Annotated in this window: 22 protein-coding genes and 1 pseudogene; 5 read left to right on the top strand and 18 right to left on the bottom strand. The window is 68.1% G+C overall.

What is annotated here, in order from left to right; translation table 11 throughout:
* The 4 genes from ABD143_RS24100 to ABD143_RS24085 all read right to left on the bottom strand — a co-directional run bounded on the left by ABD143_RS24100 (position 1) and on the right by ABD143_RS24085 (position 3244).
* Positions 1–720: an alpha/beta fold hydrolase gene (locus ABD143_RS24100; protein WP_343982620.1), complete on the bottom strand. Its 720-nt coding sequence runs from the start codon at positions 718–720 to the stop codon at positions 1–3.
* A 171-nt stretch (positions 721–891) separates the two neighbouring features.
* Entirely contained in the window at positions 892–1755 is an 864-nt protein-coding gene (locus ABD143_RS24095; protein ID WP_343982616.1) for an alpha/beta fold hydrolase, read from the bottom strand.
* A gap of 114 nt (positions 1756–1869) precedes the next feature.
* A complete protein-coding gene (locus ABD143_RS24090) occupies positions 1870–2481 on the bottom strand; it encodes a TetR/AcrR family transcriptional regulator (RefSeq protein ID WP_343982614.1) in 612 nt (203 codons plus the stop codon).
* Positions 2482–2485: 4 nt separating this feature from the next.
* Complete coding sequence (locus tag ABD143_RS24085; protein ID WP_425563744.1) at positions 2486–3244, bottom strand: tetratricopeptide repeat protein; 759 nt, start codon at positions 3242–3244, stop codon at positions 2486–2488.
* A 142-nt stretch (positions 3245–3386) separates the two neighbouring features.
* Between ABD143_RS24085 and ABD143_RS24080 the strand changes: the two genes are divergently transcribed.
* A complete protein-coding gene (locus tag ABD143_RS24080) occupies positions 3387–5996 on the top strand; it encodes an AAA family ATPase (protein ID WP_343982611.1) in 2610 nt (869 codons plus the stop codon).
* 74 nt (positions 5997–6070) lie between these two features.
* Positions 6071–6775, top strand: a complete 705-nt coding sequence (locus ABD143_RS24075; protein WP_343982609.1) for a hypothetical protein — start codon at positions 6071–6073, stop codon at positions 6773–6775.
* A gap of 105 nt (positions 6776–6880) precedes the next feature.
* On the opposite strand, the gene ABD143_RS24070 is transcribed toward ABD143_RS24075, so the two are convergent.
* Both ABD143_RS24070 and ABD143_RS24065 read right to left on the bottom strand, forming a co-directional pair.
* A complete protein-coding gene (locus tag ABD143_RS24070) occupies positions 6881–7504 on the bottom strand; it encodes an IS110 family RNA-guided transposase (protein ID WP_343982606.1) in 624 nt (207 codons plus the stop codon).
* Positions 7485–7787 (bottom strand): hypothetical protein, encoded by a 303-nt coding sequence (locus tag ABD143_RS24065; RefSeq protein ID WP_343982603.1) that lies wholly within the window; start codon positions 7785–7787, stop codon positions 7485–7487. The genes ABD143_RS24070 and ABD143_RS24065 overlap by 20 nt, the downstream gene beginning before the upstream one ends.
* Positions 7788–7944: 157 nt before the next feature.
* On the opposite strand from ABD143_RS24065, the gene ABD143_RS24060 reads away from it, so the two are divergent.
* A complete protein-coding gene (locus ABD143_RS24060; RefSeq protein ID WP_343982600.1) occupies positions 7945–8478 on the top strand; it encodes a hypothetical protein in 534 nt (177 codons plus the stop codon).
* Here ABD143_RS24060 and ABD143_RS24055 read toward each other — a convergent pair.
* Positions 8426–9154 carry an IS5 family transposase gene (locus tag ABD143_RS24055; RefSeq protein ID WP_343982598.1) on the bottom strand — a complete coding sequence of 243 codons (729 nt, stop codon included), beginning with the start codon at positions 9152–9154 and terminating at the stop codon, positions 8426–8428. The genes ABD143_RS24060 and ABD143_RS24055 overlap by 53 nt on opposite strands.
* Before the next feature lie 392 nt (positions 9155–9546).
* Positions 9547–9696, bottom strand: coding sequence for a hypothetical protein (locus ABD143_RS38335; RefSeq protein WP_379660078.1), 150 nt, complete (start codon positions 9694–9696; stop codon positions 9547–9549).
* Positions 9697–9954: 258 nt separating this feature from the next.
* Here ABD143_RS38335 and ABD143_RS24050 point away from each other — a divergent pair, with 258 nt between their 5' ends.
* Together ABD143_RS24050 and ABD143_RS24045 are read left to right on the top strand one after the other, a co-directional pair.
* Positions 9955–10473 (top strand): alpha/beta fold hydrolase, encoded by a 519-nt coding sequence (locus tag ABD143_RS24050; RefSeq protein ID WP_343982596.1) that lies wholly within the window; start codon positions 9955–9957, stop codon positions 10471–10473.
* A 393-nt stretch (positions 10474–10866) separates the two neighbouring features.
* Complete coding sequence (locus ABD143_RS24045) at positions 10867–11787, top strand: MIP/aquaporin family protein (protein WP_343982594.1); 921 nt, start codon at positions 10867–10869, stop codon at positions 11785–11787.
* Positions 11788–11964: 177 nt separating this feature from the next.
* On the opposite strand, the pseudogene ABD143_RS24040 reads toward ABD143_RS24045, so the two are convergent.
* The 10 genes and pseudogenes from ABD143_RS24040 to ABD143_RS23995 all read right to left on the bottom strand — a co-directional run.
* Positions 11965–12321 (bottom strand): annotated as a pseudogene (locus ABD143_RS24040) (helix-turn-helix domain-containing protein); the annotation flags it as partial.
* Between the two features lie 127 nt (positions 12322–12448).
* The gene (locus ABD143_RS24035; RefSeq protein ID WP_379660080.1) at positions 12449–13030 is read right to left on the bottom strand and encodes a transposase family protein; all 582 of its coding nucleotides are present in this window, start codon (positions 13028–13030) and stop codon (positions 12449–12451) included.
* A 281-nt stretch (positions 13031–13311) separates the two neighbouring features.
* Positions 13312–14379 carry an integrase core domain-containing protein gene (locus ABD143_RS24030; protein ID WP_343982590.1) on the bottom strand — a complete coding sequence of 356 codons (1068 nt, stop codon included), beginning with the start codon at positions 14377–14379 and terminating at the stop codon, positions 13312–13314.
* A gap of 111 nt (positions 14380–14490) precedes the next feature.
* Entirely contained in the window at positions 14491–14688 is a 198-nt protein-coding gene (locus ABD143_RS24025) for an SDR family NAD(P)-dependent oxidoreductase (protein WP_343982587.1), read from the bottom strand.
* Positions 14689–14698: 10 nt separating this feature from the next.
* The gene (locus ABD143_RS24020; RefSeq protein WP_343982585.1) at positions 14699–16678 is read right to left on the bottom strand and encodes a primary-amine oxidase; all 1980 of its coding nucleotides are present in this window, start codon (positions 16676–16678) and stop codon (positions 14699–14701) included.
* Positions 16679–16757: 79 nt separating this feature from the next.
* A complete protein-coding gene (locus ABD143_RS24015; protein ID WP_343982583.1) occupies positions 16758–18191 on the bottom strand; it encodes an amidase in 1434 nt (477 codons plus the stop codon).
* 31 nt (positions 18192–18222) lie between these two features.
* Positions 18223–18921, bottom strand: a complete 699-nt coding sequence (locus ABD143_RS24010) for an HAD family hydrolase (protein WP_343982581.1) — start codon at positions 18919–18921, stop codon at positions 18223–18225.
* Positions 18918–20267 carry an aspartate aminotransferase family protein gene (locus ABD143_RS24005; protein WP_343982579.1) on the bottom strand — a complete coding sequence of 450 codons (1350 nt, stop codon included), beginning with the start codon at positions 20265–20267 and terminating at the stop codon, positions 18918–18920. Before ABD143_RS24005 ends, ABD143_RS24010 begins: the two co-directional genes overlap by 4 nt.
* A gap of 73 nt (positions 20268–20340) precedes the next feature.
* Positions 20341–21333, bottom strand: a complete 993-nt coding sequence (locus ABD143_RS24000) for a phosphotransferase (protein WP_343982576.1) — start codon at positions 21331–21333, stop codon at positions 20341–20343.
* A gap of 10 nt (positions 21334–21343) precedes the next feature.
* Complete coding sequence (locus ABD143_RS23995; protein WP_343982573.1) at positions 21344–22246, bottom strand: phosphotransferase family protein; 903 nt, start codon at positions 22244–22246, stop codon at positions 21344–21346.
* Between the last annotated feature and the right edge of the window lie 7 nt (positions 22247–22253).

Below are 22253 nucleotides of genomic sequence, written 5' to 3'. Positions count from 1 at the left end.
TCACACGGTCACGGAGGCGAGCGCCTCGCGGATCACCCTGACGACCTCCGCGGGGTGTGCGTGCATCACCAGGTGCGAGGAGTCGACCTCGGTGAACTTGACCTGGGCGCGCTCGTAGCCGTACCGCTGGACGTCGGGGTTGATGGCCTTGTCGGAGGACGCGACGATCCCCCACGCGGGCTGGTCCTTCCAGGCGGCCGTGCCGGCCGGCTCGCCGAAGGCGGCCCCGGCGAGCGGTCGCTGGGAAACGGCCAGGACGCGCGTGAGGGCCTGGTCCACATCGGCGGCGAAGATCTCCGGGAACCTGGCGATGTCCACCGAGACATCGGTGCCCGGCTCGTCGGAGCCCTCGACGGGGAAGGGCGTGTAGACGAGGGCGTCGGCCAGCGGTGAGGCGGGGAAGCGGCTCTGGAACTCGCCGAGGCTCTCGCCCTCGTCGAGGACGTAGGCGGCCAGGTAGACCAGCCCCACCACGTTGTCCTCGCGGCCTGCGACGGTGATCACGGCCCCGCCGTAGGAGTGTCCGACAAGGAGAACGGGTCCTTCGATCTGCCGGACGACGGAGGCGATGTACGCCGCGTCGCCAGCGAGGCCGCGGTTGGGTACGGCGGGAACCGCTACCCGGGTGCCGTCGGCGAGCAGTTCGGTGACGACGCGGGCGTAGCTGGACGCGTCGGCGAAAGCTCCGTGGACCAGGACCACGGTGGGCGTGTTGGACATGGCTTCTCCTCTGGTGAACCGCCACTGGCGGTAGCTGGAACGCACCGTCCGGCGCTTCCGTGCGATGTCAGTCGCTCCTCATGGGAGCTCCTCTCATCGCCTCCGACGCTAGAGAGGCGCGGTGGACGACCAGTGACCGATCTGTGAACCGCGCCGACCGGTGCGTGCGCGTCAGAAGTGCTTGCCCAGAAATGACCGGACGAGAGGCACGACCTCGTCGAGGGCGCTCTCGAGCAGGAAGTGGCCGCCGGCCACCAAGTGGACCTCGGCGTCCGGCAGGTCGGTGGTGAAAGCGAGCGCCCCGGCGGGTCCGAAGATCGGGTCGCCTTTTCCCCAGATGGCGAGCAGCGGAATCTGCCGCTCACGGAAGTGGCACTGCACCTTGGGGTACAGCGCCAGGTTGGTGGCATAGTCCAGGAACAACGCGAGTTGCACGCGGTCGTTGTCGGGCCGCGACAGCAGGTCGTGATCGTGGATCCAGGTGGTGGGGTCGACCAAGGTCTCGTCGCTCACGCCCGTGAGGTACCGCCAGCGGGTCAGCTCCAGGGTGAGCGCCTGACGAACGCCTGCCTCGGTCCGCGGGTTCTGCTCGCGCCAGTAGTCGCGTACCGCCGTGAAGAACTCCGGTTGTAATCCTTCGTCGTACGCGTTGCCGTTCTGGGTGATGATCGCCCTGACCGCGGCCGGTGCCCTCAGTGTGAGCCTCCACCCGATCGGCGCGCCGTGGTCGTGGACGAACAGGCAGTACCGCTCGATGCCGAGCTGGGCGAGAAGGGTTTCCGTGATATCGGTGAGCGCGTCGAAGGAGTACGCGAACTCCTCAGTCGTCGGCGCGTCGGAGAGTCCGAAACCGACATGGTCGGGTGCCACGAGGTGCCAGCGGTCCGCCAGCCGTGGGAGGAGGTGCCGAAACATCAGAGAACTGGCGGGGAAGCCGTGAAGGAGCACCAGGGTGGGCCGGTCCCTCGGCCCGGCTTCTCGGTAGAAGATCTGGTGGCCGTCGACCATGGCGTACCGGTGATGAATCGTGACCATGTTTTGTGCCACCTTCGCCCGGTATGCCATTTCCCTGAGGGATGATCACTGCAACGTACGGACCCGCTGTGGACGACTTGTGAAATCGCCACGGAACGAGGCGCCCGTCCGGCGTCAGCCCTTGAGAATCGCGGCCGCGACCCGGTCCACGAGCCACCGTGTCGCGCGGTCGACGCCCCACCCGAACGTCTCCACGGCGAGGACGAACTGAGGATTGCGGAAGTGGAAGAAGATGATCCTCGATGCGTCCTCGACCGAGAGTCCCTCGGCCAGGTCGCCATCGCCGGCGATGCCCTCGACGATCGTCTCCAGCGCCTCGATGTGACGCGCATCGGCGACGTCGAGGAATTCCTGGGCGGCTGGGGAGACGGGTGCCGCGCGCTCGACGATGCGCATGATGTCGCCGGCCTCAGCGGCGTGCCTGGCGTACCCCTCGGCCAGCACCTCCAGCTTGGTACGGCCTGGGGACGCGGCCGCCGCGTCGGAGATGATCCGTCCCACCGTCGGGCTCGTCGTCCAGATGTCCATCAAGGTCCGGAGAAGCCCCTCCTTGCCCCCGCACTGGGCGTAGACAGTGGCAGGGGAGACACGCGCCTCGCGGGCGATCTTCTCGACCGTGGTCTGTGCGTAGCCGGGCGCGGCAAACAGATTCCGCGCGGCCCTGACGACTTCTTGCCGGGTCATCATGGCGTACTCGTCGCGACGGCTCGGGGCTTGGCCTGACAACGTCTCACTCCTCGTCCGGGCAGCGACCTGTGTCGCCGGGCCATGTACGGCCGAATGCTCTCATCAAGGTCCAGGCGGCGCCGGTCGCGCACTCGGACTCGAACGCGTCGCGCTCCAGGACGGCCGAGACACGGATCCGGATCCCGTCCAGTTCGCGTGCGTCATCGGGGTCGGGGACCTGGCCGAGGTCCGCGAAGGCCTGGTCGGTGAACCCGATCAGCCGCGCGGCCAGTGGCATGTCCCCGTCCTCCGACGCGAGGGCCGCACCGGCGAGTCCCAGGTAGGGCAGGAAGTCCCGGTAGCCCGCCCGGAAGACACGCTCGCGGCTCTCCGCGATCAGTTGACGTGCGCGCTCCACATTGCCGAGGTGCAACTCGACAAGGGCCAGATTGTGGTACTCGGAGTGCACGTGCTCGTCCTGTCCGAGGACCCGGTTGAGTTCGATGCTGGCCTCGTAGAGGTCCCGCGCCCGCTCGTGGTCGCCCGACAACCGGGCCACGGCGGCGAGCACATGGCGCGGCCGCTCCTCCAAGCGACGCTCACCCGCACGCTGTGCGACGGCCAGGGCATGTTTCGCGAGATCGGCGGCTTGCTCCAGGTCCCCGCCGCGCAGGGCGACCCTGGCAAGGCCGTACAGCCCCTCGACCTCGCCGGCCGGATCACCTGCCGCGCGCGAGCGCTCGACCTCTGCGTCCGCCATGCGGCTCACGGCGTCGGTGTCGCCCTGCCTGAACGTCGCGCGGAGGTGTTGTCCGTCCGTCACCGTGCCCCACCTGCTCGAAAATTGGGACTGGCTAGAGTGGTACTCCAGCAGTTAGAGTCTGTGTGTAATCATGCTAGCGCAACTCCGACCCTGCGCAAAGGCGAGTGGTGGGCCCGGAGCGGAACCACCGAGGGGGTCGGACATGACATCAATGCTCGTCGTTCCCAGAGACATCGACGAGGCGAGAGGGCTTCCGTTCAGGGGCACCCTGCGCCTTCAGGTGCTGGGGCCGCTGCGGCTGTGGCGGGGCGAAAGTGAGCTGCAAGCCGGGCCACGCCAGCAGGCGTATCTGCTGGCTCTGCTCCTCGCTCGCGGAGGCCGGCCGACGGGCATCGGCGAGCTGATCGACCTGATCTGGGGTGAGGACGCGCCCGCCAGCGCCCTCAACGTGATCCACAAGTACGTCGGCTCGATACGACGTCTGCTGGAGCCCGACCTGCCCCCTCGGGAAACGGGCGCCTACCTGCTGAGGCGGGGCAACGGTTACCTGTGCACGGCCGGAGCGGACCTTCTCGACCTCGCCAGGTTCCGGCAGCAGTCCGGCGCTGCCCGGAAAGCGCGGGCGGACGAGCACGATGCCGCGGCACTGGGGCACTATCTCGACGCACTCCGCCTGTGGAGCGGCCCGGCCGGCGATGGGTGGACCCATGGACCCGTGGCCGCACCGATCTTCGCGGGCCTAAACGACGAGTACTTCCAGGCCTGCATGGAGGCGGCCGACGTCGCGCTGACACTCGGGCAGCCCGCGCGCGTACTGCCGGCCCTGCACCTGGCTGCCACGATGGCCCCGCTGCACGAATCGGTACAGGCCAGTCTCATCACCGTGCTGGGCGGCGCGGGTCGGCAGGCGGAAGCCCTGGCTGTCTTCGACGCCCTGCGCGGACGCCTCGCCGACGATCTCGGGATAGACCCCGGACCGGATCTCAAAGCCGCCCACCAACGGGTTCTCACCCAGACCCCCGCACCCCAGACCCCTGCGCCCCAGACCCCTGCGCCCCAGACCCCTGCTCCTCGAGCTCCCTCGACCCGGACCCCGGTCGCCGAGGACTTGGTCGCCGCGCCTTCGGGCAGGCCGACCCCCTCACTGCCGGCGATCTCGCAGACTCCCCCGCCGGGCGACGTCGACCGACTCGTCGGTCGGTCGGACGAGCTGGCGGCGCTGCGACGTGCTGTCGAGCCGGCCCTGGGGAACAGCACGGCAGTGGTACTGCTGGAGGGCGAGCCCGGGGTCGGGAAGAGCCGCCTCATGGAGGAGATCGCCGACCACGCCGAGGATCGTGGTGCCCTTGTGGTCTGGGGTCACTGCCTTGAGGGCGAGGGCAGGCCGACGATGTGGCCATGGGTCGAGACGGTGTCCAGCCTCTTCGACGTCATGCCACAGGAACGGCGGGAGCAGTGGGCAACTCGCGATCTCGGCCACCTCATCGGTTCCCGTGCGGAGAGGCCGACCGCACCGGCGATCCCGGACGGCAACGCCCGGTTCCGCCTGCTGGAACAGGTAGTCGACCTGATCGCCGAGGCGGCCGCCGCGCGACCGGTCGTGCTGATGCTCGATGACCTCCAGTGGGCGGACACGAGTTCGCTCCAGCTCCTGGATCATGTCGTCTCCCGCCTTCCCGCAGGTACAGCTGTCGTCGCCTCTCTTCGCAACCGAGGCCCTTCGCCCGGCTTTGAGCTGGTCCGGACGCTGGCCGCCGCCAGTCGCGCGACCGGTCATCGACGGCTCCTGGTCGGTCCCTTGAACACCGCTGAGGTGGCCGAGCTCATTCACCTCGAAACCGGTGTCCGACTCGCCCCTGACGTGGCCAGCTCGGTCCGCACCCGCACGGCGGGCAACCCTTTCTTCGTCCAGGAGCTGGGCCGGCTGTGGGCCGCCGACGGCGAGGTCACGATGGAGACAGTGTTGCGCAGCACCGTCCCGGTAACGGTGCGCGACGTCGTACGCGACCGCCTCGCCGTACTGGACAGTGACACACAGGAACTGCTGGGGATCGCGGCACTGGTCGGCCGGAGCGTAGAACTCGTCCTGCTCGCCCGGACGGCCTCACTCGACGTGGGTTCCTGCCTTGAGCGCCTGGAACCCGTCCGCAGCCTCGGTCTGGTCGGCCCGACGCCCGGCGACCCGTTCTCCTATCGCTTCACCCACGACCTCGTGCGTCAGGTCGTGTCGGAGGCGATCCCACCCGGTCGCGCCGCAGCGCTGCACGGCTCCATCGCGGACGCCATCGAGGAGGTCGGCCTGAGCGACGAGTCCGTCGCCGAACGGCTGGCACACCACCTGTGGACCGCGGGGCCGGTGGCGAACCCGGCTCGTACCGTCGCGGCCCTGGTCCGGGCCGGTGCTCAAGCCAAGGCGAAGACGGCGTTGGGGGCGGCCGAGCACCACCTCGCGTCGGCGGTGGAGCTGACGCGCAAGGCGTCGCTTCCCGAGCTGGAGCTCGGGGCTCTCTCGCAACTGATCGCGGTCGTCGGGATGCGTTCGATGTACGGCACGGCCTCCATCAGCTTGTTGGAGCGGGCGGAGCAGGTCGCGCAGCGCCTCGGGCGCGACCGCGAGGTGGCCGGGTTCCTCTTCTCCCGCTGGACCGCGCACGGCCAGGCCCTCGATCTGGACCGCAGCAGTCCCCTTGCCCGTCGGCTCGACGAGTTGGGCAATACCTCCCAGGACCCGGTCGTACGGTGCTATGGCGGGGCCGCGGCGGCATCCACGAATGGTGCCTCGGAAACATCGATGTGTCCTTCCAACGGCTGAGCGCGCTGAGCTCCGACATCCTTTCCGACCACGACGATGCCGAGTACGATCCCGTGCGCAGCGGAGTGCGGTTGATGACCGCTGGGATGTTCGCGGAGATCGCGGGTTACCACGGACGGACGGACCAAGCGCGCGCAGTGCTCGGCACCCTGGTGAAGGCGGCAGGTGATGACCCGTACGCCGTCACCACCGCGACCTCCTTCGAGGCCCGGACCGCCTCGGTGATCGGCGACCCCGACTGGGCTCTGCGCGCGGCCGAGCGCGGGATCGCCGCCGACCCGCACTTCTCCTTCGGCTCCCTCGGCACCTACCTGCGCCTGGCCCGGTGCTGGGCGCTGGCGACCGCGGGACAGAGCCCAGCAGCCGCCGCGGACGAAGCCGAGCATCTCATTCGCACCCACCTGGCCAGCCCCGCCCGCACCTGTGTCTCGACCTGGTACGCGCTGCTGGGTGAGATGCGCATCGCCGCGGGCTCGCTGGAGAAGGCCGCGGCAGCGCTCGACAGCGCCGAGGAGTACCTCGAACGCTACGGCCAGCGTTCCGCGGAGGCACTGATCATCCTCGTACGCGCACAACTGGAACAAGCCAGCGGCAACAACCGCGCCGCCGCGGACCTGGCCGACCGGGCCCGCACCGTGGCACTTCGGCAGGGAGCGCATCTCTTCACGCAACGCGCCGACCGGCTCCTCGCCCGCGTCGGCCAGCACAACGCCATGGGCGTCGGCGTCCAGAACCTCTCCACTCTTCGTTCACCGGGCACGCCTAAGTTCTCGACCTGAAGAAGGCGGGGCCGTTCTCAGCCGACAGATCACGACCGGGGAGGCCCTCTACCAGGAATATCGCCCGTCACCTGGTCCCGTTGTCGACAAGGCAGCGCACAGAAATCAGCCAGCTAGGATCCGGCGGGTGTGGCCGGACACGCGTTGCACGGCCTCCACCGCGGCCCAGCGGACCAGCCGGGAGCCCTGCTTGGTGATCCGGCCGCGGTGCACGGTGGTGTCGGACTCGTGATGCTTCGGGGTCAGCCCGGCCCACGAGGCCAGCTGCTGCGGGCGGGTGAACCGGGTGATGTCGCCGATCTCGGCGACGAACACCGCCGCGAGTAGCGGCCCGACCCCGGGTATGGCCTGGATCGCGGTGTATCCGGGGTTGGTGCGCAGCCGCCCGCCGAGCAGCCGCGCGAAGGTGTCGATCTCGAAGTCCAGCGCGGTGATCATTTGCAGCAGTGAGTCGACCCGGGAACGCGACTCGACCACGAGCCGGGTCCTGGTGAGCAGCTGCTGCCCGCCCGGGCCGAACAGGTCACTCATCGGCACCTGCACCCCAGCGCCGGCAAGCACCGCGTGGACCTGGCACTTCAGGTTCGACCGCAGCCCGACCAGCTTCGCGCGGTGCCGCACCCAGCCGCGCAGCTCCCGCGTGGCGGGTGGCGCGATCCACGCCTCGGGCAGGCGGCCCATCCGCAGCAGGTCGGCCAGGTCCCCAGCGTCAAGCTCGTCGTTCTTCACCCGCCGATAGGAGAACATCTTCACCCCCAGCGGGTGGGCCAGGTGCACCGGTCGCGCCGAGCTCGGCGAGCGTGTCCGCCGCCCAGTACCAGCCGTACGTGGCCTCCAGCACCACCTCGGGTGCTTCGCCGGCGCGGGTCATCACCTGCCGTAGGTACTCCGGGTCGTTGGAGATCCGCACCGTCTCCAACCGCTCGCCCGCCTCGGTCATCCGCACCAGCACCGACCGGCGCCGGTGCAGATCCATCCCGACGATCTGCCGTCCCGCGTACTGTTCGCTCACAGGGGCCTCCTCGAATCGATGGTGTGAGCACCCCGAGCATGAGCCGGGAGTCACGAGGAGCGGAGGCCCCGCTCCTTCATTGCATCAGGCATGGTTTCGCTCGTGGTGAGGGAGGCATGCGGCGTCTTGTTTCCGCTCCGTGAGCGAGGGATGCGCGATGGCGTCGGTGCTGGGAATGCTGGAGGCGCGGGAGACAGCGACCCGTGTGCGGGTGGAAGGGCTGCGGGAGGAAGTCGCCCGGTTGGCTGGGGTGTTGGAGGCCGCCGAGATCGAGCTGGATCGGCGGGTGATCGCGCGGGAAGAGCTGGTCGAGGCCCTGGCAGCCTCGGCTGCCGAGACCACCGCCGTGACCGGGACCGAGGCTGAGCAGAGAACCGTGCCCTCGCCCGCGCCGGTGCCGGGCTCGATCGTGCCACCTTGGCGCGAAGGATTGCCGGTGACGGTGCTGACGCCGGACTACCAGCGGATCCTGGGCGTGCTCGACGAGCGGCAGCCGACGGGCCAGGGACCGCTGAAGGCCAGGGAGATCGCGGTGGAGTTGGGCCTTCAGACGACGTCGGCGAAGGTCGAGGGGGTGCGCTCGAAAGCCAGGCGGCTGGCGGAGCGCGGGTGGCTCGTGCAGGAGACGTCGGGGATGTTCAGCGCCGGCCGGCGGCCCGTGGCCGTCCCAGGCGCCGGCTCATCCGCGTGACCATCGACCACCGGATCATTGCCTGGCTGCTGGCCGGCAACGTCTCGTAGTCCCGGGCCAGTCGGCGCGAATGCATCAGCCACGCGAACGTGCGCTCTGCCACCCAGCGCCTGGGCAGCACCACGAACCCCTCCATGTCGTCGGTGCGCTTGACGACCTGAAGAGTGAGCGCGAGTTTCTGCCGGCACCAGTCGACGAGGCCGCCGGTGTAGCCGCCGTCGGCCCAGACGAGGGTGATGTCGCGGTGCATGCGGCGCAGCCGGGTCAGCAGGCCCGTCGCGGCGTCGCGGTCGCCGATGTTCGCGGCGGTGACCGCGATGACCAGGAGCAGGCCGAGGCAGTCGGTCACGATGTGCCGCTTGCGGCCGCCCACTTTCTTCCCGCCGTCGTAGCCGCGTGAGACGGACGGCACCGAGGCCGCGGCCTTCACCGACCGCGCATCGATGATCCCGGCCGTCGGCTCCGCCTCACGGCCCTCCCGCTCACGCACCCGTCCGCGCAGCCGGTCGTGGAACTCTGTGATCAGCCCTTGGTCGCGCCAGCGGCGGAAGAAGGCGTAGACCCGGCCCCAGTCGGGGAAGTCCGAAGGCATCGCCCGCCAGGAGATCCCCGCCCGCGACCAGGTAGCGGATCGCGTCCAGCAGCTGGCGGTGGCAGTAGCCCTCGGGCTGCCCACCTCTGCCCTGGAGCCAGGCCGGCACCGGCAGCAAAGGCCGGATGGCCGCCCATTCCGCGTCCGACATGTCGGAGGGATGCGTTGCCGTACACATGCGCGAGGCAATCACACGATGGAGCAGCCGAGTTGAACTGAACGGGTCCGGACGCGTACAACAACGACACCAGGGCCTCCCGGCACTGCTCGGTCAGATTCGCATCCCCGAGCTACCGAGAGGCTTTGTCTTCATGCGCGTACAACGGGAAAATCACCCCGGCGGGAAACCTGTTCGACCCGCACGTTCCATGATCGGTTGAGATACGGCTTCTGAGACCAGGGTGCGGTGGTCTTTACCGCAGCCGTAGGTGTGGCACAGGATCCGCTGGGGTGAGGTGGGCGTCGGGCCGCAGCCATCAGGTGACATAGATGGCCAGGACGAGTCGGCCATCGGCAGCCCTCGGTAGGGGCACTTCGGTCAGTGCCCAGCGCAGCCGATCGGCATCGCTGCGTTCACGGGCCACCGCGGCACAGAGGCCTGCGTGACCGCAGCGGTGTTCGCCCACCGGCGACAGCTCGGCTGGCGACCTCAGCGGCCCATCGCCGCACAGCAAGGCAGTTACCGAACCGGGTGATCAAGTTTGGATGAGCCGTTCGACACCGGACGTTAGAAATCAAGCTCGTACCTCTGATGCGTCTGCGCCGGTCTGTTTGATTCACAGATCGGTCACTGGCCGTCCACTGCACCAGCCTAACTTCAAGACCGGGACAGAAAATCTATCCGCCCCGGAAGCAGAAACGACTCGACTCTCCAAGGAGGCGTCATGACCGAAAACAACTTGGTGAAGCACCGCTTCGCCACTGTAGACGGGCGAAAAGTATTTTACCGCGAAGCAGGCGACCCGGACGCTCCGGCCGTTGTGCTCCTGCATGGTTTCCCCGCCTCGTCCCACATGTTCCTGAACCTGATTCCCGAACTGGCGGACCACTATCATGTCATCGCCCCCGATCACATCGGATACGGGTTCTCCGATGCCCCCTCCGTCGATGAATTTGAGTACTCGTTCGAAAATCTCACCCACATCACTTTCGAGCTGAATTTCGCTCTCTACATTCAAGACTACGGAGCCCCCATCGGACTGCGTATCGCCAGCCGCAACCCTGACCGTGTCACAGCACTCGTCGTCCAATCTGGCAATGCCTACATGGAAGGCTTCACATCATTCGCAGATATTCTCATTGCATACACCCAGGACCGCGCGACCTCCCCAACGCGGAGCTTCACCTCCTCGACGCCGGCCACTTCGCCCTCGAATCCCACGGGCCAGAGATCGCAACTTTGATTCGCGACTTTCTAGGGCGAGTGATCACCCGAAGGCATTGACGTACCTGAACGTCTCGTCGAGGTGACGGTGAGCCGGCAGGCTTTTGGCGAGCCCAATCGGTGCCAGGATCGAACGTCACCTGGTCGCGGAAAACCAGGATCCAATGGCCCGTGATTAAGCGGAAAGAGTCGGCAGGGAATGTCGGATGGTGAGCGCGCCATTCGGTCCTTCGCCCCTGCCGGCAACAGTTCACGGAAGCGGACAACCCACTGACCAACTCGTTTCAGTTGAACAGAAGCCCAGCACCGTACTTGCGGCCAGCTCGATGATGTCGAAAATTGCCAGTCCGAAATCTTTTGGAGCTCACGATGTCCACGTCCACACAGTCACATTCCATGGCGGAGGGGCTCCATGCAGAAGCAAGCAGGTAAAAGTTGGAGAGAGGCGGCGTTCACAGGTCGCCGACAGACGACTCTCTCCCCCGGGGCGATTGCGAGCCACAGCGCCCTGGAGGGAATCCTGTCATTCTTCTTGCTGTTCGGAGCCACCAGCATCATCCGGTGGGTTGTGGGACCATCTTTTATTTCCAGCAAGGTGAGCGAAGGGCACTGGCGTCTGTTGATTGTCGGCCTGAGTGTGGGCCTACTCATTTCCGTTCTCATCTTGAGTCGGCCCGGCCGAATCAGCGGTGGTCACATGAATCCAGCAATCTCCTTTGCCATGTGGCGTTTCGGTGTCTTTCCTGGTCACATGGTCTTTCCCTACGTCATAGCACAGTTCGGAGGGTCAGTAGCCGGAGTGGTAGCCGCTCGGTATGTATGGGGAGCGACCACTGAGGAGCCCCCCGTGACCTTTGCGGTACTGCAACCCGCAGCCGGGTGGACTTCGGCCGGATTGTTTGCGGTTGAGGCAATAAGTACTGGCATCGTCATCTATGCAGTCGGGTACTTTTTGCAGTCGCCTCGACTCGCGCCTCTGGTCCCGTGGCTAGCGGGGCTGCTGACCGGCGCGGCGATCGTGCTGCTGGGTAATGTCACAGGAGCTTCGATGAACCCAGTGCGCCAGCTTGGACCAGCTCTTTTTTCTGGCCAGTACTCATTCCTATGGGTCTACTTGATAGCACCGATGGTGGGCGCTTTTGCAGCGGCTTTCTTCCTTGACGCTGCGAGAAGGCGCAGCACCGTTCTGACGCATCGGTTGTGCGGCACACAAGAGGACGGCTCTTCTGTATCCAGCACCGGCAAAGGAACACCTCCAACTGACGCGAAGCCTGACTCAGCGGGACCACATACGAAACATTGGAAACGCTCTGCCGTTGGTGGCCGTGACTGATCGGCCGCTCAGCACCTCACGACGACTTGGCTGTCGATGAAGAATTTCGAATGATCGTTCAGTGGGCTTCTTCAGCGTTGCCTCTCCAGGGTGAGGGTGGTTTTGGTGATGGACGTCGTGTGGTTGGGGCTGCATCGGGATCTGTGGAAGATCTGCCACGTTCACCCCGTGCCATCAGTGCTTGTGCGTGTAGTCGGCCCGTCCGTCGCCGACCCGGTCGTACTCGGTGAGTGTGCCGTCCAGCAGGACGAAGTCCGCATCGGCCTCGCACAGGCCTTCCAGCAGACCCGGCGCGCGTTCGGCGAGCAGGCGGATGACTGCGCTGGTGTAGGAGTGGGCGGTGGATTCGCTGATCCCGAACCCGGCAGTGAGCTTCGCCAGGGTGGTGTGTTCGCGCAGGTACACCAGTGCCACCATCGCGCGCTGAGACGGGCGGAGCTTGCAACGCCGGTCCCCCTCACGGGTGACAACGAGCATCGTCACCCACTCCACGAGCGCATGAGGCAGGTCGAGTGCGGCAGGATAGATGACCAACGAGGCCCACGAGCAGCGTGGTTGAGATGTCAGACATCTCGATCAACAGCCCGGGGGCCTCGCTCGTTGCGCTTCGGGGACCGTCACCTGATCAGTGGTCAACTCGAAGAAGCTTGGTGAGCCGTTTTCATCCTGAATAGTCACAGGTCAGCAGCGTGTGAACGGCTTGAACGATGGTGCTGATGCGGCGGGTGGAGCATCTGGCTCGTCGGAGGATTCGCCAGGACTTCAGCTGCGCGAAGGCCCGTTGTCTGGCGTGGTCGCGGTTGAACTGCTGGTAGTGCTCGGGCTGTTTGCGGTGATTCTTTGAGCAGTACGGCTCGTCGGCGGCGATGCGGTCGATGGGAATCAGGGTGCCGTCGACGATGACGTAGTCGCCCTTGCCCAGGCCGGTCAGGGCCTCGTGCAGGCCAGGCGCCCATGCCGCGAGGACGTCGAGGGTCTCATCGACGTAGCGCCAGGCAGTGGCTGTCGCGATGCCGAAGTCGGCTGCCAGGACGGGTAGCGTCTCGTTCTTGCGCAGGTGCACCAGTGCGAACAGGGTCTGCTGGAAGCATCTCAGCTTCCACCATCGCGAACGGAGTTCACACCTTCGTGCGTAGATGAGCCAGGAAACGTGCTCGAGCAGTTCATGCCGGACGTCGAGCGTGGCACGATACGGGACCAAGCGAGGCTCCTCGGACGATGCGTGGTGCGTAGAGAACACCACCGCAACGACCAGGAGCCTCGTCTCGTTGCGCACCCTTACTGACCTCCCATTTCACCCCACAGAGACAGGATGAAAACGGCTCGTCAACGACAAACTTCTCCGCTCGAACTCCTGGTCGATATCCTGGCCTTGGGAACAAGGTGATTTGAGGTATGGACCTCCCTTACCTCGACCACCTGCAACAGCGCTGGGAGGGAGGTGAGCACAGCGCCAAAATCCTTCACCAGGACCTCCTGAACAAGGGCTACCTGGGGCTGTGGGTGCCCGAAACTCGGCTCATGTCATGCGACCTGCCGATATTCGTGGAGGAGTCCGCCGAGCCGGTCGTGGCGGCGGACGCGGGTGAGGCCGTGCGGGCGGTGTTCCGGGAGCGCACGCAGGGGAGCGGCCTGTGCCAGTGCGCGGTGTGGGCGATGGTGGTTGAAGTAGCCCTCGTACTCGGCCATGACAGAGACTGCGTGGCGCTGGTTGACGATGAGGATCCGGTCGAGGAGTTCGCGGCGGATGCTGCCCACGAATCGCTCGGCGATGGCGTTCGCCCGTGGCGCCCGGACCGGAGTCTTGATCATCTGGATTCGGGCGCTCGCGAACACGGCGTCGAACATGGCGGTGAACTTCGCGTCGCGGTCGCGGATGAGGAACCGAAAGCGCTTGCCGGCATCGTCGAGATCCATCGCGAGGTTCCGCGCTTGTTGGGTCAGCCATGTCCCGGTCGGATGGGCTGTGACACCGAGGATGTGTACCTGGCGGGTGGCGTGCTCGACCACGCAGAACGCGTAGAGCCGGGTCAGGGGGATGGTGTCGAGGTGGAACAAGCCGCAGGCCAGGATCCCGCGGGCCTGGGCCCGCAGGAACTCGGTCCAGGAGGGCCCGGCCCGCCGTGGCGAGGGGTCGACGCCGGCGGCCTTGAGGATCTTCCACACGGTGGATGCGCCGATCTGGTAGCCGAGGCCGGCGAGTTCGCCGTGCACGCGCCGGTAGCCCCAGGTCGGGTTCTCGGTGGCCAGGCGCAGCGCCAGTGCCCGGAGGCCGGCTGGGATGGGCGGTCGACCGGGCCGGCGGTGGTTGGTGGTCCAGCGGCCGGCTGCGAGCTTTCGGTGCCAGCGCAGGATCGTGGCTGGCGTAATGAGAAGACCGATCCGGCGGTGGCGGGGGAGTCGGTGGACGAGAGCGGCGATCAGTGCCCGGTCGGCCCAGGAGAATCGAGCTCGCCGGGTCTGGCGGTTCAGTACGGCGAGCTGGTGGCGCAGCACGAGGATCTCGATGTCCTTGTCCGTGTCGGTGCGGGCGAGCAACACCATCCAGCCCAGCAGCCGGGATACGATCAGGTACGTCAGCCGGAGCGCCACCAGGCGATCATGCCGAGCCGTGGTGGGTGTCGAACCCGCAGGTCACGTTCGTCGGCCGAGTTCTGGGCACCCACAGGGTGGTCGAGCACGCCGCCGCGCTCGGGGTCGACGTCAATGGCGCCGAGCTGGCGCTCGGGCTCCGCGAAAGTCGTCGACCTCGGCGCTGGAGGTGACGTCGACCGGTACCGCGATGACGTCCGGGCCGCCGGCGCGCACATCAGCGGCCGCCTCGTGGGCCGCGTCCTTCGACAGGTCGGCGACCGCGACGCGGGCGCCCTGGGCGGCGAGCTCCGGCGATCGCGGCGCCAAAATATCCGGGCTACTGGCAGGCGTGATGGGTCCCACTGGCCGGGTCAGTGCAGTGGGACCCCACGGTCTCAGGCACGTCGAGGGCGGGGTTTTTGTTGAAGAAGCCGTACGGCTTCAACGTGAATTTCGCGTAGTCCACCGGCATGACGGGCCAGTCCTCCGGGCGGGGGAAGTGGGTCAGGCCGAAGGTGTGCCAGAGCACGACGTCGGTGTTCTCCAGGTTCCGGTCGGCGGCCATGTATTTCGGCAGCCCGTCGCCGCCGGGGTTCTGGTTGACGAGATCGCCGGCGGGGTACCGCTCCTCGGGGTCGTACGCGCTCACCCAGAGGTGCTTTGTGCAGTAGGTGGCCCGTGAGGTGATTCCGGCCGAGGGGTCGGCAAGCAAGGTAGGCGTCTGGGTGGGGTACAGGGCGTATCCGGTGGGCCGTCCGACGGCGTTCGTCTTGCCGGGGTTGATCACATGCCAGGTCCGCCCCTTGGAGGCGTCGGCGAGGCGGCCGCCTTCCGACTCCCGGCGGATCAGGGTGTGCTTATCGGTGAAGGCGTTGCCGTAGGGGTTGTCCGGTCCCACGGGGAGCCGCTCGACGTCGATCTCGACGACGGAGTTCTCGACGCCGTCCACGGTCATGTCGAGGCGGGCGCAGAAGAGGTGCTGGTGGTAGGGCGCCCCCACACCCCTCGCGACCTCGGAGGCGAAGCGTGAACCTTCCTCGGGGTACGCCGAGGGGAAGAGGATGCCGGTGAGCTTGGCCTCGCACTCGATGGTGCCGTCCAGGTACAGGTACCAGTAGAAGCCGTAGTCGTAGTTGCCGACCGTGGTGAAGAAGCTGATGACGAGCCTGCGCTGGCGCCTGACGTCGTAGGCGCCGCTCCACAGGTCGCTGTGTTTCCAGAGGGTGCCGAAGTCCTCCTCGTGGATGCAGATGGCGTTCTTGATGGTCTTCGGATCGCCGAGCTCGTCGGCGATGACCGCGTCGAAGTAGTGGATCTCGCCGAGGCAGTCGCAGCCGAGCCGGAGCGCGTTGGCGAAGCGGCCGAGCAGGTACTCGCCGGTGTCGAAGTAGTTCTGCCAGTAGCGGCTCGGGGAGGGGTCCGCATAGGGAACCACCATCTCGGCGATCGAACCCCGGTACATCACCGGCCGGTCCACACCATTGTCCGCGAAGCTGAGCTGGCGGAGGATCAGCCCCTCGCGGGCGTCGAAGGAAACCGATACCTTCCAGCCGGCCCATTCGAGTCTCGAACGGTCGACGGTAAAGGACGGTCCCTCGGGCTGGGTGATCTCGATGGGCGTGAGGTGGCGCGTCCGTTCCCCGCGGTAGTCGGCCTTGTGGAAGTCCGCCGATTCCATGGGAACTGGGAAACGTCGGTAGTCGACGATGTCCAGCACGGTCCCGGCGATGGGATCGACGTAGGCGCACAACCCGTCCACGGGATGAGCCCAGATGTTGTCCGTCGGGTCCTGCTGGACGAAGGCGAAGACGCGGATGATGCGAGCGCCGTCCTCGCCGGGCAGACCGTAGTACCCCGGGGACAGGGGCACTGACACCGTCTTGTCGGGGTCGACGCCGCGATCCTCGAGCGCTTTGCGCCACGCGGGGTCGGCGGTGAGGATCGGGCCTACGCGGTCGAACTCCTCCTCGAGGATCGGGAGCTGACCGGTAGAACCGTCCACCACTACGTCCTGCACGACCGTCCGGCACCCGACGGAGACCCTGAGGTCACGAGCCTCGCCCGTGCCCAGGTTCAGCAGCATGACGCGCGCGACCCGGTCGGACTCCGGTGCGTTGCCACCCTCGTAGGCCAGCACCTCACGCTTCGCCGGCTCGATGAGGCCAACGTAGACGAACCGGGTGTTCGCGTCGGTGGTGCCGGTCTCGGTCACGACGGACTTCACGGTCCTGATCTCGTCGGCCGTGAGCGAAGCCAGCACGTCGGCCGGGGCATGGGGCCGGGCAACGTCCCGGCTCGTTCCGTGCATCAGAGTCATCTGTCGTCCTCGGCAAAGGTGGCGAACATTGTGGCAGGGCAGGAGGTGACGAGCAGTGTCCGGCGTCGCGCTGTCGGCGTTAGGCGGAAGCGGGGAGCGGCGGCGGCCTGTGGCCCGCCCAGGGCCGGGCACCCTCGAAGTTGGCGGCGGCCCGCAGGACCGCCGCGTCGGCGCGGTGCCGACCGGCGATCTGCAGCCCCACCGGCCGGCCGTCCGCGGTGAACCCTGCGGGCACGGTGATCGCGGGGCTGGTGAGCATGTTGAACGGGTAGGTCAGCAGCCAGCCCAGGAGCCGGCGCTGCAGCGACTCACCCTCCAGCCACGACGGGGCGAACTGCTCGAGCGGGAACGCGGCGCTCGCGAGCGTTGGCGACATGAGGATGTCGTAGTCCCGCATGAAGGTGGTGAACGTGTCGTACATCCGGCCGCGGAAGACGTCTGCACGTGCCACGTCGACGGCGGTGAGCTTCTCCGCCTGGCGCATGATCTCGATGAGCTCGTCGTCGACCTGCCCGCGCACGCCCTCCCAATCGAGGAGGTCGTACTCGGTGGCGTAGCCGGGGATCCAGATCCCCTCCCACATGGCCTTCTCGGGGTTCGGCCACGGCGGCGTGGCCTCGACGACCGTGGCGCCGAGCTCCTCGAATGCACCGGCTGCCTCCCGGCAGATCCGGGCAACCTCGGGGTCGACGTAGCCGAGGCCGAGATCGTGGGAGTAGGCGACCCGCCAACCGTCGACGTCCTTCCCGATCTCCTCGGCGTAGGACACCGGCTCCGCCGGAAGGCTCATCGGGTCCTCGGCGTCGAACCCGGACACGACCTCGAGCATGAGCGCCGCGTCCCCGACGCTGCGGGTGATCGGCCCGTGGAACACCCAGGTGAGGTGCCGCGCTTCCAGGAGTGTGTGGGGGATCCGCCCGAGTGAGGGCTTGAGGCCCACGACACCGCACATGGCGGCGGGGATGCGCACGGATCCCGCGCCGTCCCCACCCTCGGCGAGAGGGCCCAGCCCGCTCGCCACGGCCGCGGCCGCACCGCCGCTGGAACCGCCTGCCGTGTGTCCCGGCGCCCATGGGTTCTGGGTCGGGCCGTAGAGGTGGTTGTCGGTGCCGCCGTAATACCCGGCCTCCGGCGAGTTGGTCTTGCCCAGGAAGAGGCCACCCGCCTCCTTCATCCGCCGGACCACGGCAGCGTCGCGCGTGGCGACGACGTGCTCGAACGGCTTCATCGCGCTCGTGAAGGGGAGTCCGTCGACCGCCGTGAGCATCTTGATCGAGAAGGGGACCCCGTGGAGCGGGCCGAGGTCCTCGCCGGCGTGCCGCTTGCGGTCGAGCTCGGCCCCGTCAGCCACGATCCGGTCGCGGTCGTAGGTGACGAACGCGTTCAGCGCCGGATTGACCGACTCGATGCGGTCTGTCATCGCCTCGGCCACCTCGGTGGAGGTGAGATCCCCGGCGCGCACCTTCGCGGCGAGCTCCGTGGCCGAGAGCCAGGCGATGTCTTCGTGGTCCACGTTGTTCTCCTCCGGTTCGATTCGGGTCCCGTCAGGCCGGGAGCCGGTCGGCTGAGTCGGGCCGGTCGGGCGACCTGCGCCCACGGAACTCCGCGACGAGCGCGGCATGGTCCTTGCCGACGAGGGAGTCCCACGTCGTGTACGCCTCGCTCGCGGGGAGATCGACGTAGCACGGCACCGCGACGACCGATGCCCCGGCGGCGACGCCGGCTGCCACGCCGGGTGGGGAGTCCTCGATGACGACGCACTCGGCGACGTCCACGCCGAGGAGCGCCGCCGCCAGGAGATAGGCCTCGGGGTCCGGCTTGCCCCGGGACACGTCCTCCCCGGTGACGACGACGTCGAAGGCCGGGAAGGGGATGCCGCGCACCACCTCGACCGCGGAGCTGCGGAACGCCATCGTGACGAGCGCCGTGGGGACGCGGGAGGTGCGAAGCGCGGCGAGAAGGTCGAGCGCTCCCGGCCGCCACGGGATGCCGTCCCGGAGCCGCAGGGCCACCTCCGCCACGATCTCCTCGACGATCTCCGCCGCGGGGCGCCGAGCACCGGCGCGGATCGCGATCGTTGCCATGTCCCACAGGTTCGCGCCCACGACCGCGTGGTGGTCCTCCTCGCCGAGCACCCCGCCGTGTGCGGCGACGATCGAGGTCAGGCTCTCGATGTAGTACAGCTCGGTGTCGACGACCGTTCCGTCCATGTCCCAGAGGACACCGGCCGGGCCGCGGCTCACAGGGGGACCGCGGCCGAGCCGAGCGTGAGCGCCTCGTCGAGACGGTCCAGGAACAGGGCGACGTCCGCGTCGGAGTAGACCAGCAGCGGGCGCACCTTGAGGACGTTGTTGTGCGGGCCGGCCACCGAGACCAGCACTCCGAGGTCGCGCAGGGTGTTGACGACCGCGAGGGCGAGGGCGCTGTCCGGGGTGCGCCGTTCGCGGTCGGACACGATCTCGACTCCCAAGAAGAGCCCTGCTCCTCGGACGTCACCGATCGCGGGATGGCGCCGGGCGTGGGCGCGCACGCCGTCGCGGAGCACGTCCCCCAGCGCCTCCGCGCGCGCTGCCAGGTTCTCGCGCTGGATGACGTCGAGCACCGCCTGGGCGGCCGCGATCGGCACCGAGCTGCCACCAAAGGTGTTGAAGTAGGGGATCTCGGAGCCGAAGCGGTCGACGATCTCGCTCCTGCCCACCATCCCGGCGACGGGAACGCCGTTGCCCATGGGCTTGCCGAGGCTCACTAGGTCGGGAACCACCCCGTGCCGCGCGAACCCCCAGAAGGAGGCCCCCGTCCTGGCGAAACCCGGCTGCACCTCGTCGGCGATGAAGAGCGCGCCCTCCTGGTGGACGGCCCGGACCGCGGGGCCGAGCACGGCGGGGTCGGACAGGACCCCGTCGGAGGCGAAGATCGTGTCGGCGAGGAACGCCGCGGGGCGGACTCCGCTGCTGCGGAGCCGCCCGAAGGCTGCCGTGATCTCGCCGGCGAACCACTCGCCCAACTGTGCGCCCCCGCCCCGCCGGTAGGCGTCGGGAGCGGGGACCAGCGTGGTGAACGAGCCGAGGGGGTGTTCACGGCCCATCGCGGGCGACACGTCCGCGACGAGGGAGGTCGTCCCGTGGTAGGCCTCGGCGGTCACCACGACGCCCGTGCCGCCGGTCGCGTGCCGGGCGACGCGCAGGGCCAGGTCGTTGGCCTCCGAACCGCTGTTGGTGAACATCACTGTGTCGAGCGCGGCGGGGAACGTCGCGAGCAGCTGCTCGGCGTAGTCGAGGATCTCGTGCTGCAGGTAGCGGGAGTGGGTGTTGAGAGTGCGCATCTGCCGGTGCACCGCCTCGACCACCGCTGGGTGCCCGTGGCCGATGCTGGCGACGTTGTTGTAGGCGTCGAGGTACTCCCGGCCGTCGGCGTCGTAGACGCGCGTCCCGGAACCTCGCACGAGGTGCAGGGGCCGGCGGTAGAACAGCCGGTAGCTGGGTCCGAGGACCCGTCGGCGACGCTCGAGCAGCTCGCGGTCCTCGCTCGGCAGGAGTCCTGCGTCGGCGCTGGAGAAGCTGTTGCCGTCGAGGATCGTCGATCGCGTCATGTCGGTCCTTCAGAGCTGGTCGTGGCGGTGGACGGCCCTTGCGCGGCCGGTGGTTCGGGGTGCGGGCGCGCCCTCACAGCGCGGCGAGCCACTGCGGCCACCGCGGGTCTGCCATGACGGCGCGGGCGCGGGCGAGCTTCCACGTGCCGTACTTGTGGTAGTCGTAGTCCCAGCTGTCGTTGAGCTGCTGGTTCACGCAGCCCCACAGGCCCCATTTCACATCGGCGAGCGCCACGCAGACGCGGACGCGGGAGACGACGTCCCAGGCGGCGGCACCGTAGAACTCCTCGATGCAGGCCATGCTCCGGGGCTCGTCGTAGAAGAACTCCGCCAGGATGAGCGCGAGGTCGTAGGCGCGCTCGTTGTTGGACGAGAACTCGAAGTCGATGAGCTTCATCGGACCGTCCGGGCAGGTGAGGAAGTTCCCCGGCATCGGGTCGTTGTGGCACGGCACGATGTCCAGGCCCGACGCCTCGAGCGCCGCGCGCGCCGCCCGCGCCTCGCGCAGCAGGACCGACGTGTTGGCCGGCAGCACGACCGCGAGGTCTCGCACCTGCTCCAGGTGCTCGTCGATCATGTCGAAGACGGTCTTGGTGACCGGCAGCGCGCCGACGCCGTGAAAGGTCCGGAACAGCCCGGTGACGGCACGGGCGACGTCCCACGACTTCATGTCGCCGTTGGTGCAGGCCCGGTGCCCTTCCAGGAACTCGACGATCTCGACGCCCGTCTCCGGCTGGAAGTCGATGATCCGCGGGCTGATGCCGGCGCGGGCGGCCAGCTCTCCGGCGGTGTGGGCGTTGCCCCGGTCGATGAACGACTCCGTGCCGGCCCCGGGCACCTTGACGAAGTAGCGCTGGTCCTCGTCGTCGAACCGCACCAGCCAGTTGCTGTTCTGCAGACCGCCGAAGACCGGCGTCGCGGCGAACTCGCGGTCCTCCCACCCCGGCACCGACCGCACGGCGCGCCGCAGGGCGTCAGCGGTGTCCGGGGCATCCGTGCCGTCCGGCTCGGCAGCGGCCGGAGCCGGCACGTCCGTCGGAGGCCCTGCCTGGTCCACGCTTGTCATGTCGCTCTCCTCAGAGGTGCCGCAGGCGGTCGTCGAAGTGCGGGTCGGCCAATGACCACCGGGCCCGCAGGAACTGCCAGTCGGAGAACTTCGAGTACTCCAGGGTTCCGGGGTCGACGCTGTCCACGTAGGCGCCGAGCAGCCCCCAGCGCACCGCGTCGGCGGCTCCATAGGCGCGCGCCCGGTCGAAGAGCGCGGCGTCCCAGCTGCCCCAGGCGATCTCGAAGAGATCGCGCGCGTCGTCGTCCGAGGGCGCCAGCTCGGCGAGGACGGCCCCGATGTCCTGCAGCGGGTCCATGACAGCGGCGCTGTCCCAGTCGACCAGGTAGGGCCGCCCTTCCGAGTCGAGCAGGACGTTGGAGACGTTGCCGTCGCCGTGGCAGAACGCCACGTCGAAACCGGTCGCGACGATCCGCTCCTCGGCCGCCTGCAGGACGCGCAGCATCCACGGCAGGTCGCCGGGAAGTGTGGCCCCTCGGTGCGCGGTGAGCGCGGCGAGGCCGTGGATGTCGTCGAAGACCGACGCCCGGCGCGCCTCCCGAACCGGCAGGCGGTGCACCGCGGTGCGCAGCGTGAGGTAGCGGTGGACGACGCCGGGATCGAGGAAGTCGTCGAGGGTCGCGGTCTTCGCCCGCCCGGTGAGGTCCTCGAGGGCGAGGGTGCGCGACGCAACGGAGGTACTCAGCACCCGCGGCCCGATCCCTGCCTCGCCGGCGGCCGCAGCGGCGGCGAAGGCGGTGGACAGGTCGACATACGCCGCTGCGGCGGGCCGCATGACCTTGACGAACGCGCCCTGTCCGGTCTCCGGGCCGGGCAGCACCCGGTGCCGCTCCGAATCGGCGCCCCACCAGCTCGGGCTCGCCATCGTCGGTGGTGCGGGCCTGATCAGCCGCGGGTCGACGGCGGTGGTCATGAGCTAC

The sequence above is a fragment of the Pseudonocardia aurantiaca genome, from assembly GCF_039526725.1.
Taxonomy (GTDB): Bacteria; Actinomycetota; Actinomycetes; order Mycobacteriales; family Pseudonocardiaceae; genus Pseudonocardia; species Pseudonocardia aurantiaca.
The sequence above is the reverse complement of the archived record's forward strand: the minus strand, read 5'-3'. Positions and strand labels throughout refer to the sequence as shown.

Coding starts and splice junctions, on each gene's coding strand:
- ABD143_RS24100 (WP_343982620.1), bottom strand. CDS start 720: ATGTCCAACACGCCCACCGTGGTCCTGGTCCACGGAGCTTTCGCCGAC.
- ABD143_RS24045 (WP_343982594.1), top strand. CDS start 10,867: ATGCAGAAGCAAGCAGGTAAAAGTTGGAGAGAGGCGGCGTTCACAGGT.
- ABD143_RS24005 (WP_343982579.1), bottom strand. CDS start 20,267: ATGACGCGATCGACGATCCTCGACGGCAACAGCTTCTCCAGCGCCGAC.
- ABD143_RS23995 (WP_343982573.1), bottom strand. CDS start 22,246: ATGACCACCGCCGTCGACCCGCGGCTGATCAGGCCCGCACCACCGACG.
- ABD143_RS24000 (WP_343982576.1), bottom strand. CDS start 21,333: ATGACAAGCGTGGACCAGGCAGGGCCTCCGACGGACGTGCCGGCTCCG.
- ABD143_RS24095 (WP_343982616.1), bottom strand. CDS start 1,755: ATGGTCACGATTCATCACCGGTACGCCATGGTCGACGGCCACCAGATC.
- ABD143_RS24020 (WP_343982585.1), bottom strand. CDS start 16,678: ATGACTCTGATGCACGGAACGAGCCGGGACGTTGCCCGGCCCCATGCC.
- ABD143_RS24060 (WP_343982600.1), top strand. CDS start 7,945: ATGGCGTCGGTGCTGGGAATGCTGGAGGCGCGGGAGACAGCGACCCGT.
- ABD143_RS24075 (WP_343982609.1), top strand. CDS start 6,071: ATGACCGCTGGGATGTTCGCGGAGATCGCGGGTTACCACGGACGGACG.
- ABD143_RS24050 (WP_343982596.1), top strand. CDS start 9,955: ATGACCGAAAACAACTTGGTGAAGCACCGCTTCGCCACTGTAGACGGG.
- ABD143_RS24080 (WP_343982611.1), top strand. CDS start 3,387: ATGACATCAATGCTCGTCGTTCCCAGAGACATCGACGAGGCGAGAGGG.